This is a genomic window from Ensifer sp. YR511 (genome assembly GCF_900103045.1).
Taxonomy (GTDB): domain Bacteria; phylum Pseudomonadota; class Alphaproteobacteria; order Rhizobiales; family Rhizobiaceae; genus Ensifer; species Ensifer adhaerens.
The window spans coordinates 72,232-84,372 of record NZ_FNGR01000022.1; the positions used below are offsets into that span (position 1 = coordinate 72,232).

The following is a 12,141-nucleotide window of genomic DNA, read 5'->3' on the forward strand; positions in this document are numbered from 1 at the left end:
ATGGTTCTGGAAGCACCCCACCTTCCCCTGATCGGCAAGCGGCTGCGCCAGGAATCCTCCAAAGACGACCGCATCAAGCTCGGCTTCATGGCGGTCATCGGGCTATATCTGGTCGTCGCGCTTGGCGCGCCGCTCTTCGTCATGCTGTCGAAGTCGCTGTCGACCTACCGGTTCGAGCTTTCGGCTTTCGAGTTCCAGGTGAGCGACGAGACGGGGGCGAACTGGGGGCCGGTCGTCACCGCCGAAGACCTGAACCGGGAACTCGGGGCGGTGACGGAAGCCGAGCTTTCCAGCAGTTCCGACGGACGGCTCACGGCCACAAAATTCTTCCCGGATTTCAAGTTCCGCAGCCCCGTTCACTACCGTATTCGCGGCACGAACGACGATGCCGCCTTCCTGGTCGGCTCCACCCTCGAAAAGGGGACTGAGTGGCGGGACTATGATTCCGGTACCTTCCGGCGCGTCGTGCTGCGACCCGCGCGCGCTCTGGGTTTTACGAACTTCACGACCTATTTCTCGACGCCGGCGCTTGCGCAGTCGATCTACAATTCCGTGCTGATGGCGGTGATCAGCACGGTGTTCACGATCTCGGTCGCCTTTGCGCTTGCCTACGGCCTGACGCGCAGCTGCATGCCGCTCAAAGGGCTTTTCCGCGGCATCCTGACGATCCCGATCCTGGTGCCGTCACTCTTGCCGGGCATTGCACTCGTCTATCTCTTCGGCAATCAGGGCATCTTCAGGGATTGGCTTTTTGGCTATTCGATCTACGGGCCGATCGGCATCGTCATAGGCTCTGTTTTCTTCACCCTGCCGCATGCCTTCCTGATCATCCTGACGGCGCTCTCGATTGCCGATGCTCGCCACTATGAGGCGGCCGCATCGCTCAAAGCCAGCAAATGGCGGACCTTCACGACCGTCACGGTGCCCGGCGCGCGCTTCGGCATCGTCTCTGCGGCCTTCGTCGTCTTCACGCTTGTCATCACCGATTTTGGCCTGCCCAAGGTGATCGGCGGACAATACGGCATGCTCGCCGTCGACATTTACAAGCAGGTGATCGGCCAGCAGAACTTCGAGATGGGCGCGGTCGTTTCCGTCATCCTGCTGGTGCCGGCGGTGCTTGCCTTTTACGTCGACCGGCACATGCAGAAGCGGCAGGTAGCGCTTCTGTCGGCGCGCGCCGTGCCCTATCAGCCGAAGCCCAATGCCCGCATGGACGGTCTGTGCTTCACCTTTGCCTGCTTCGTCAGCCTCTTCATCCTCGGCATGATCGCCATGTGCCAGATCGCAGCGGTGGTGAAGTTCTGGCCCTATGACCTGACGCTGACAGCCAAGAATTTTGCCTTCGACCTGATGGACGGTGGCGGCTGGGCCGCCTATGGCAACTCGATCCGGCTCGCGCTTTTGACGGCACTCTTCGGTTCGATCGTCGTCTTTGCCGGCGCCTACATGGTGGAGAAGGCCGATGGCTTCCGCTTCGGCCGTGGCCTCTTTCACTTCCTGGCGATGATGCCGATGGCGGTGCCCGGCATGGTGCTCGGCCTTGCCTATATCTTCTTCTTCAACAACCCGGCCAATCCGCTGCACCCGATCTACGGCACGATGACGATCCTCGTCGTCTCGACCGTGACGCACTTTTATACCGTCGCGCACCTGACCGCGCTGACGGCGCTGAAGCAGATGGACCCGGAGTTCGAATCCGTCGCCGCGTCGCTGAAACAGCCCTTCCACCGGCTGTTCTTTCGGGTCACGGTGCCGGTCTGCCTGCCGGCGATCCTCAACATCGCTATCTATCTCTTCGTCAATGCGATGACGACCGTCTCGGCGGTGGTGTTTCTCTACTCGACCGACACCAAGCTCGCGTCAGTCGCCGTGCTAAACATGGACGACGCCGGCGATATAGCGCCGGCCGCGGCCATGGGCATGATGATCTTTTACACTAATGTTGCGGCCAAACTTGTCCACGCGCTGATCGCGCGCGGTCTGCTCGCGCGCACCCAGGCTTGGCGCTAACCCGCAACCAGCCCTTCGCAAAGCGCCGCCGTCCTTCGTTCTGAAGGACGGCGGCGCTTTTGTCCGCGTCACTCTACGCCACCCGGAGCTCCGCCATCACCACTTTGCGGTCGTTTCCTGCGCGCAGGCGCTCCATCTCGTTGAGACGCGAACGCTGCGGCGTAAGGCCGTAGCGTTCGCGGTAGGTGCGGGAAAAGTGCGAGGCGGTGGAAAAGCCGCAGGCGACCGCGATTTCGATGACCTGAAGCGACGAGGTTATGAGCAGCAGGTGAGCGCGCTCGAGCCTGAGGTCGAGATAGTAGCGCGCCGGCGTGCGCCCCATTTCTCTTCGAAACAGGCGCTCGATCTGGCGCCGGGAAAGTCCGGTCGAGGGCCACATGTCGGCGAGCTTCAATGGCTCGGCAAGATTTGCCTCCATCTTTTCGATGACACGAATCAATAGAGGGTTGTCGATGCCGAGACGTGCCTGCAACGGTAATCGCTGGCGCTCGCCGGTCTCACGCAGCCGCTCGCAGAGTGCCGCCTCGCAGATACGGGTGGCCACGTCCCGACCAAGGTCCTCTTCGATGATGTGCAGGAACATGTCGAAGGGCGCGTTGCCGCCGGCGCAGGTATAGATCCCGCCGTCGATCTCAAAGGCGGTCTGGCGCGGGTCCGCGATGAAGAACCGCTCGGAGAAGTCTGGAAAGTGTTCCCAGTGAACGGCGCAGCGACGCTCATCGAGCAGCCCCGCGCGCGCTAGGCAGTAGACGCCGCCGCCAAGCCCGGCGAGGCGCGCGTTGCTGCGAGCGCCTGATCGCAGCCAGGCCTCCAGGGCCCTGTCGGCCGATGGCTTCTTGCGGCCGCCACAGATGACGATGAAGCCCGGATCTGCATCGCGGCCAAACCGGTTGCGTTCGGCCGAGAGCGGCGCCGCTACCGGAATGCCCGTGCCGCAGGATGAAACGGCGGGTGCTCCATCCGCCGCTACAAGGTGCCACCCGTATACCGGGCGGCCGGCCACGTCATTGGCGAGGCGTAGCGCTTCGATCGCCGCGGAGAAGCCATGGAGGGTAAATCCATCGAGCAGGTAGAAGGTGAAGTGGCGAGCCTGCGTACATGGCTGTTGCATTGTCTCTTCCTGAGGGCGTCGAAGTGGTGCGCGGAAAGAATAGTTACATTATGCAACATATTGGACCGTTGCCAATCCCGTTAAAACGAGGATCCGAAGAAATCCGCTCGAAATCCGTGCGGATGAGGGGCCACTACGCGTGCGCTGCGGCGTGGACAGCCGTTGCAGCTTGTCAAATGGACAAAAATGGACACAGATAGGCACATGTCAGAACAACAAAACGCCCGCGCTCTTGCTCCACGCCGTCACGGCGAGATCCTCAGGCGGCTTGCAGCCGACGGTACCGTTGGTATCACCGAGCTTGCGGATTTCTTCGATGTTTCGCGTCAGACCATCAGGCGCGATCTGAAGCTTCTTGCCGATCGCGGCCAGCTCGATCTTGTCCATGGCGGCGCCACCCTGTTCGAGCCGACGGAAGCGGCCTTCGTCGAGCGGCGGGAGGAGAATGCCGGGCCAAAAGCGCTGATCGGTCGTGCAGCAGCAGGTCTCGTGCGCGACGGCATGGTGCTCTTCCTTGATTCCGGCACGACGACGCTTGCTGTGGCCCATGCCCTGACTGGGCGAAAAAACTTAACGATTTGCACGACTTCGCTATCGATCGCCTTGCTGATGTGCCGACAGCCCCAGGTGCGCGTTCATATGCTCGGCGGCGAAATCGATCCGGATGAAGAAGCGGCCATCGGTATCGATGCGCTCGAGGCGATCAGCCATTTCCGCGTCGACGTCGCGTTCTTAGGCGGCGGGGGCCTGTCGCCCGATGGAGAGGTGACCGACTTTACCCGCAGCGGCGCCGAGCAGCGCTCGCGCATGGTGGCAACGGCGGCCAAAGCCTATTTCGTACTCGACAGTTCCAAGTTCGGACGGCTGACGCCGCTTCGCATTCCCCGCTTCGAAGCCGCCGCCGGAGTGATTGTTGACCGACATCCGCCGGAGGCGATCCGCGAGGCGCTCGAGCGCAAAGGTCCAGCCCTGGTCGTTGCAGAACAACAAATGTAATCTTTTGTACCTTTTTGTCTTGTCCTTTGTCCGCGTTTTGTTACCGTGCGGCCTTCCATGGGTTCGGGAGGTCGTTTCATGGCGCAGGAATTTCCAACACAGGCACAGGTCGTCATCGTCGGCGGCGGTATTATAGGCTGCTCGGTCGCCTATCACTTAACCAAGCTCGGCTGGAACGACGTCGTTTTGCTGGAGCAGGGGCAGTTAAGCGGCGGCACCACCTGGCATGCGGCTGGTCTCGTCGGTCAGTTGCGCAGCCACGCCAACATGACGGGCCTCATCAAATATTCGACCAAGCTCTATAGCGAGCTTGAGTCCGAGACCGGCCTTGCCACGGGCTGGAAGAATTGCGGTTCGCTCTCGGTTGCCCGCACGCAAGACCGCATGACCGTGTTGAAGCGCACGGCGGCCTCTGCTCGCGCCCAAGGCGTCGCGATCGAGGTGATCTCGCCGAAGCAAGCGCAGGAGCTCTGGCCGGTCATGGCGATCGACGATCTCGTCGGCGCCGTCTGGCTGCCGGGCGACGGCAAGGCCAATCCAACAGACCTCACGCAGTCGCTCGCCAAAGGCGCCCGCAATCGCGGCGCCCGCGTGATCGAGCGCGTCCGGGTCACAGGCATTTCGACCAAAAACGGCGTCGTCACCGGCGTCGAAACCGATCGGGGGGCCATTGCCGCGGAGATCGTCGTCAACTGTGCCGGTCAATGGGCACGCAAGGTCGGCCAGATGTGCGGCGTCACCGTGCCGCTGCACTCGGCCGAGCACATGTATATCGTCACCGGCCGCATCGAGGGCGTACATCCTGACCTGCCGGTCATGCGCGATCCGGACGGCTACATCTATTTCAAGGAGGAAGTCGGCGGGCTCGTCATGGGTGGCTTCGAGCCGGAAGCCAAGCCCTGGGGCATGGCAGGCATTCCCGACGATTTCGAGTTCGCCCTCTTACCTGACGATTGGGATCAGTTCGAAATCCTGATGCACAATGCGCTGCAGCGCGTGCCGCAGCTTGAAACATCCGAGGTGAAGAAGTTTTACAACGGCCCGGAGAGTTTTACCCCGGACAACAATTTCATTCTCGGCGAGGCGCCCGAACTGAAGAACTTCTTTGTCGGCGCAGGCTTCAACTCCATGGGGATTGCCAGCGCCGGCGGGGCAGGTCGAGCCCTTGCCGAGTGGATCGTAAACCGCGCGCCGACCATGGATCTTTGGCCGGTCGATATCCGTCGCTTCGCGGGCTTCAACAACAATCCGCGCTGGCTTCACGATCGCGTCAAGGAAACGCTCGGTCTGCACTATGCGATGCCTTGGCCGAACCGGGAGCTGGATACGGCACGCCCCTTCCGCCGTTCGCCTCTCTACGATCGGCTTGCCGCCAAGGGCGCGTGCTTCGGTTCGAAAATGGGATGGGAACGGGCCAATTGGTTTGCTGCGGAAGGCGAGCGCCCCGTCACCGAGTATTCCTTCGGTCGGCAGAACTGGCATGAAGCGGTCAAGCGCGAGATGAAGGCAACGCGCGAGGACGCCGGCATTTTCGACCAGACCTCCTTCGCCAAGCTGCTTGTGCAGGGGCGGGATGCGGCAGCAGCGCTTAACCGCATCTGCGCTGCCGACATCGACGGCGAGATCGGCCGTTCCGTCTATACCGGACTATTGAACGCGCGGGGCGGCTACGAGAGCGACCTGACCGTCATGCGACTTGCGGCCGATCGCTTCATGCTGATCACAGGTTCGGCCCAAGCGGTGCATGATGCGGACTGGATCCGCAAGAACCTTGCCGCGGACGCCCACGTGACTTTGACCGACGTGACGTCGTCCTATGCAGTCCTGGCGCTGATGGGACCGAAATCGCGCGACATCCTCTCGAAGCTTACCTCGGCGGACATCTCGAACGAGGGCTTTCCCTTCGCGACCATTCGCGAGATCGATATCGGTTACGCCACGGCCTTTGCCAACCGCATGACCTATGTCGGCGAACTCGGCTGGGAACTGATCGTGCCGACAGAATTCGCTGTCGGTGTTTACGAGGCGCTGCACGAGGTCGGTCGCGCCTTCGGCCTGACGGATTGCGGCTACTATGCGCTTGAGGCTTTGCGGCTGGAGAAGGGCTACCGCGCCTGGAGCCGGGAACTGACGCCCGACATCAACCCCTACGAGGCTGGTCTTGGCTTTGCGGTTGCTCTGGGAAAACCCGGCGGCTTTGTCGGCCACGATGCGCTCGTGGCCGCAAAGACCAAGGGCCTGCCCTCGCGCCGCATCGTTCAGTTTACCCTGGACGATCCCTTTCCCATGCTTTGGGGCGGCGAACTGATCCTGCGTGCGGGAAAACCGGTCGGCGAGGTCCGCTCCGCCGCCTACGGTCACACGCTTGGGCGTTCGGTCGCACTCGGCCTGCTTGAAAACCCTGAAGGCGTGGACAAAACGTTCCTCGAGGGGGAGCGCTTCGAGATCGATCTTGCAGGCATTCGCTATGCCGCGACGGTGCATCTGGCACCGGCATATGATCCGCGTGCGCTGAGGGTCAAGATTTAGACCATCTTTTCGCGATGCGACGAATTGCGCGTGTTGATCTTCCCGCGAGCCCGTCTAGGCGGGCTCGCGTTCCAGCAAGAGCTTTGCCGTTTGCCAGAGGTCCTCGACCCTGCGGCTGCGCGTCGCGGCGTGACGGTAAAGGCGAATTTCGAGGTCGAGATTCCAGCCCTTATCCGCAGAGGCGGGTACGAGGCCACCGGCATCGATCGCGTCACGGGCAAGGCTTTCGGGCAACCAGCAGACGCCGGCACCCGACATCGCCATGTTCATCAGTCCGGCACTGATCGTGTTTTCATGCGTCGTGCGGCGCCGGAAGGGCGGGCGCCGCAGCATGAGACGCGAAAGGGCGACCCCGAAGAACGAATTGAACCCGTAGCTCAGATAGGGAATGGCGAGCCGCGGCTGCGCCACAGCCCGGTCGAGAATATTCAGCCCCGGTAGCGTACCATCGGAGATAGAGACGTGTGCGGCGGCGAGCGGGATCAGCCGATCATGGGCGATCGTTAGCGACGAGAATTGTGCGCGGTCGAGATGGAATGGCACCTCCGAATGCGCATAAGTCAGGAAGAAATCCGCCTCGTCACCGATGAGGGCGTCAAGATTGGCCTCGATGCCGCCGCGGTCGGGCATCAGCGAGGTGCTGAAAGCGCCAGCTGCGTTTTCGAGCAGTTTGAGCCAGCCAGGGAAGATCGTTACCGTCAGCGTATGGAGCGCGGCAAAGCGGATGAGGCCTTCTTCGTGAGACGGGCGTAGCGATTCGCGCGCTGCATAGAAGGTTCGGATCGCCTCCTGCGCGATGGGCAGGAAATTGCGACCTGCCGGCGTCAGTTCCGCCGGCATGGTGGCGCGGTTGATCAGCGTTGCCCCGAGCCAACGCTCCAACTGTTTGATGCGGCGGCTGAACGCCGGCTGGGTCACGTTGCGCAACTCGGCAGCGCGCGAAAAACTCCACGTGTCGGCGAGGGTCACGAAGTCCTCCAGCCACTTGATCTCCATGCCCAGATCTCCCCTGCGTTGCAGCTGAGGGGATCATAAGTCGTTGGAAAGAAATCGCTATGCCGATATTGCATCAGCCTTTGCTAAAAGCGAATTAGCCAAACCCCGACAAACCTTCCACGTTGCGCCCAAGGCAAACAGTTCTGATTTCGAGGCAGCGAGGAGGCTCACGAAATCAGGCTGATAACAAAAGGGGGATTGTTAATGGCCTTCCAGCTTCACGCTGATCTTATTCTGCACAACGGCCGAATCTGGCGAGGCAGGGAGGAGGGGATCAGCGAGGCCGTTGCCATTTGGCAGGGCAAGGTTCTGGCCACCGGCAGCGATGCCGAGATGGCGAGCCTCAAGGGGCCCCATACCAAGGTGATCGATCTCGAAGGCCGTTTTGCCAGCCCCGGTCTTATCGACAATCACCTTCACCTGATCTCCACCGGCATCACCATGGGCTGGGTCGACGCGACCCCTGCCGCTGCGCCGACGCTTGCCGCCCTTATGGAGAAACTTGCCGAACGCGCGGCCGTCACGCCGAAGGGCGCATGGGTGCGGGCACGGGGCTATGACCAGGTCAAGCTCGATGTCGGCCGGCATCCGACCCGCGAGGAACTCGACCGCGCCGTACCGGATCATCCCGTGCTGCTGACGCGCGCCTGCGGCCATGTGGCCATCGCGAATTCGCTGGCGCTGAGCCTGGCGGATGTCGCCGAGGCGATGCCGGTGCCGGACGGCGGCGTAATCGGCACCACGGACGGGCGCCTCAACGGGTTCCTGGCGGAAAACGCGCAGAACCTCATCAAGACGGCTATTCCCGAGGTGATGACGGAGGAGTTGATCGACGGCATCGAGCGGGCAGGGCGCTATCTTCTGTCGCTCGGCATTACGAGCTGCATGGACGCGGCGGTCGGCCAACTTGCCGGCTTTGCGGAAATCCAGGCCTATGAGATGGCCAAGCTTTCCGGCCGCCTGCCGGTGCGCGTCTGGCTGACACTGCTCGGCGATCCCGGCGTCTCGATCGTCGAGGACTCTTGGCGTGCCGGGCTCATTTCCGGTGCGGGCGACGACATGTTGCGCGTCGGGGCCGTGAAGATCTTCCTCGACGGCTCGGCCGGCGGGCGCACCGCATGGATGTCGAAGCCCTATCTTGGTGAGCCCGACAATATCGGCGTACAGATGCTGCCGGATGCCGACGTCGAGGCGATCGTCAAATCCTGCCACGACCGGGGCTATCAGATGGCTTGCCACGCCATCGGCGACGGTGCGATCGAGCAGCTGATCACGGCCTACGAAAAGGCGCTGGCCGGTAATCCCGATCCGGATCGGCGCCATCGCATCGAGCATTGCGGCTTCTCGAGCCCGGAGCAAGATCGGCGCATGAAGGCGGCAGGCATCCTGCCGGCGCCGCAGATGGCCTTCATCCACGATTTCGGCGACAGCTACGTTTCCGTGCTTGGTGAGGAACGGGGCAAGGCCTCCTACCAGATCGGCACCTGGATGCGCATGGGTCTCAAGCCCTCGACCGGCTCGGATTCGCCCGTCTGCTCGCCCGATCCCTTCCCGAACCTTCACGCCATGATCACGCGCAAGACCGGCAAGGGTACCGTGATGGTGGAGGCGGAAAAGCTGAGCCGCGAGGAAGCGTTGCAGGCCTACACGGAATACGGCGCCTATTCTCAGAAGGCCGAAGACGTGAAGGGCAGGCTTGTGCCGGGACAATGGGCCGACATCGCCGTCTTCGACAACGACCTCTTGGAGGCACCGGCCGATACCATTCTCTCAGGCACACGCTGCCTGATGACCCTGCTTGCAGGCCGCGTCGTGCACGACGCACGCTGACGACCTGAAAGACCAATCAACACAAAGCCGAAAACGGCACGAGAGGGAAAACAGCATGCTGAAAAGATTGACATTGGCCGCAATGCTCGGCCTCGGGGTGGCAACCGGAGCGCTGGCTGCCGGCGAACGCCACGGCGGAACGCTCGTCTTTACCGCACCCTATGGCTCGAGCTTCGCCACGCTCGACGTTCAGGCAAGCCCGAACACCCAGGAGGAATTCATCACCCAGGCGATCCACCGCGCGCTCTACAGCTGGGATTCGATCCAGAACAAGCCGGTCCTGGAACTCGCTAGCTCGGAAGAGGTGTCCGAGGATGGTACGGTGCACACCTATCGCCTGCGCGAAAATGCCGTCTTCCACAACGGCAAGCCACTGACGGCCGACGACATCATCTACAGCTACAAGCGCATCGCCAACCCGAAGAACGCCTTCCCGGGCGCAAGCTACATTGCCGTCATCAAGGGTGCGGATGCGTTCATCGCCGGCAAGGCTGAGGAGATTTCCGGTCTCAAGAAGATCGACGACCACACGCTGGAGATCACCTATACCGGACCGATCAACCCCGGCTTCCCGCTGATGCAGAACACGACGGTGATCTATCCGTCTGATGTCAAGGATGAATCGAGCTTCGCCAAGACCCCCGTTGGCCTCGGCGCCTTCGTCTTCAAGGAGCACGTGCCGGGATCGCAGGTCGTTGTCGAAAAGTTCGACAAGTACTACGAAGAGGGCAAGCCCTATCTCGACCGCATCAACATCGTGCTGATGGCCGAGGACGCCGCGCGCGACGTCGCGTTCCGAAACAAGGAAATCGATGTCTCGATCCTTGGCCCGACCCAATATCAGGCCTATCAGGGTGAAGACGCCTTGAAGGATCACCTGCTCGAAGTTGCCGAGGTCTATACGCGCAACATCGGCTTCAACCCGGCCTTCGAACCCTTCAAGGACAAGCGGGTCCGCCAGGCGATCAACCATGCGATCAATGCGCCGCTGATCATTGAACGGCTCGTCAAGAACAAGGCCTACCCCGCCTCCGGCTGGCTGCCGCTGTCTTCGCCGGCCTTCGACAAGGACAAGGTGCCCTACGCCTTCGATCCAGAGAAAGCGAAAGCACTCCTGGCGGAAGCAGGCTATGCCGATGGCTTCGAGTTCGAAGTCACGGCGAGCCCGAACGAAAGCTGGGGCGTGCCGATCGTTGAAGCCATCCTGCCGATGCTGAAGAAGGTCGGCGTCACCGTGAAGCCGAAGCCGGTCGAAAGCTCGGCGCTTGGCGATGCCGTGACGTCGAACAACTTCCAGGCCTTCATCTGGTCGAACCTGTCCGGTCCCGACCCGCTCAATGCACTGCGTTGCTTCTATTCCAAGACGGCGCAGTCCGCCTGCAACTACGCGAGCTATGCGAGCCCGGATTTCGACAAACTCTATGAGGCGGCCCAGCAGGAACGCGACCCTGCCAAGCAGAGCGATCTGCTGCGCCAGGCCAACAACATCGTGCAGGACGATGCGCCGGTCTGGTTCTTCAACTACAACAAGGCGGTCATGGCCTACCAGCCCTGGATCCACGGCCTTGTCCCGAACGCCACGGAACTGGCGGTCCAGCCCTATGACGAGATCTGGATCGACGACACGGCTCCGGACGCACGCAAGTAAGCCCTGAGAGGTTCGGGGCGGTTTCGGCCGCCCCACACATCAGTTGTCCCACCCATCCGGGTGGCCAAAATGGAACCGCTCATGCTTCGTTTTACCCTGCGCCGCATTCTGCAGGTCGTCCCGACGATCGTCGTGGTGGCGCTGCTGATCTTCGTTATCTTCTCCGTCGTCCCCGGTACCTTCGCGGCCAGCCTCTTTGCCGACGGAAAGCGTGCCGCCGATCCGCAAATGATCGCTCGCCTCAATGAGGAATTCGGTCTGAACAAGCCGCTGATGGAGCGCTTCGTGACCTATGTTACGGATCTCGCCCAGTTCGATCTCGGCACCAGTTTCCGCACCCGCCAGCCGGTCATTGACCTCATCAACGACCGCATGGGCGCCTCGCTTCAGCTGGCCGTCGCCGCCATGGTCTTCGCCATCGTCGTCGGCGTGCCGCTCGGCTTTCTTGCAGCACTCAGGCCCGGTTCGATCCTCGATACGCTGACGATGATCGGGGCGGTTTCGGGCCTCTCCATGCCGCAATTCTGGCTCGGCCTTCTGATGATGTATCTCTTCGCCCTGCAACTGAACTGGCTGCCCAGTTTCGGTTACGGCGACGGCTCGTTTCGAAACCTCATCCTGCCGGCCGTGACCCTCGGCGTCACGCCGCTCGCGCTGCTGGCGCGCACCACCCGGGCGGGCGTGCTCGACGTTTTGAACGCCGACTTCATTCGCACCGCCCATTCCAAAGGCATGAGCGAGGCGAAGGTGGTGCGCTGGCACGTGGCGCGCAATGCGCTGGTGCTGATCGTCACCACGGTCGGCCTGCAGTTCGGCTCGCTGATCGGCCAGGCCGTCGTCATCGAAAAGCTGTTCGCCTGGCCGGGCATCGGCTCGCTGCTGGTCGATAGTGTGGCGATCCGCGACATTCCCGTGGTGCAGGGCACGATCCTCGTCATCGTGCTGTGGTTCCTGATCATCAACACCGCCGTCGATCTGGTCTATGCCGCGATCGACCCGCGCATCAAGCAGGAGTGACGAC

8 protein-coding genes are annotated in these 12,141 nt (G+C 62.1%); 6 read left to right on the plus strand and 2 right to left on the minus strand.

The features are described from left to right. Positions 1-2,010, plus strand: coding sequence for a putative 2-aminoethylphosphonate ABC transporter permease subunit (locus BLU15_RS27760; protein ID WP_090299827.1), 2,010 nt, complete (start codon positions 1-3; stop codon positions 2,008-2,010). A gap of 73 nt (positions 2,011-2,083) precedes the next feature. On the opposite strand, the gene BLU15_RS27765 is transcribed toward BLU15_RS27760, so the two are convergent. Next, a complete protein-coding gene (locus tag BLU15_RS27765) occupies positions 2,084-3,121 on the minus strand; it encodes a GlxA family transcriptional regulator (RefSeq protein ID WP_034794738.1) in 1,038 nt (345 codons plus the stop codon). A gap of 204 nt (positions 3,122-3,325) precedes the next feature. Here BLU15_RS27765 and BLU15_RS27770 point away from each other — a divergent pair, with 204 nt between their 5' ends. Further along, a complete protein-coding gene (locus BLU15_RS27770; RefSeq protein ID WP_090299829.1) occupies positions 3,326-4,117 on the plus strand; it encodes a DeoR/GlpR family DNA-binding transcription regulator in 792 nt (263 codons plus the stop codon). A 78-nt stretch (positions 4,118-4,195) separates the two neighbouring features. After that, positions 4,196-6,646, plus strand: a complete 2,451-nt coding sequence (locus BLU15_RS27775; protein WP_090299831.1) for a GcvT family protein — start codon at positions 4,196-4,198, stop codon at positions 6,644-6,646. A gap of 54 nt (positions 6,647-6,700) precedes the next feature. Here BLU15_RS27775 and BLU15_RS27780 read toward each other — a convergent pair whose 3' ends face one another. Further along, positions 6,701-7,642, minus strand: a complete 942-nt coding sequence (locus BLU15_RS27780) for a LysR family transcriptional regulator (RefSeq protein WP_090299833.1) — start codon at positions 7,640-7,642, stop codon at positions 6,701-6,703. Positions 7,643-7,846: 204 nt separating this feature from the next. Here BLU15_RS27780 and BLU15_RS27785 point away from each other — a divergent pair, with 204 nt between their 5' ends. The 3 genes from BLU15_RS27785 (at position 7,847) to BLU15_RS27795 (ending at position 12,137) form a co-directional block, all read left to right on the plus strand. Then, positions 7,847-9,472, plus strand: coding sequence for an amidohydrolase (locus BLU15_RS27785; protein WP_090299836.1), 1,626 nt, complete (start codon positions 7,847-7,849; stop codon positions 9,470-9,472). Between the two features lie 55 nt (positions 9,473-9,527). Continuing rightward, entirely contained in the window at positions 9,528-11,120 is a 1,593-nt protein-coding gene (locus BLU15_RS27790; protein ID WP_060516616.1) for an ABC transporter substrate-binding protein, read from the plus strand. An 81-nt stretch (positions 11,121-11,201) separates the two neighbouring features. After that, positions 11,202-12,137, plus strand: a complete 936-nt coding sequence (locus BLU15_RS27795) for an ABC transporter permease (RefSeq protein WP_090299838.1) — start codon at positions 11,202-11,204, stop codon at positions 12,135-12,137. Positions 12,138-12,141: the final 4 nt, after the last annotated feature.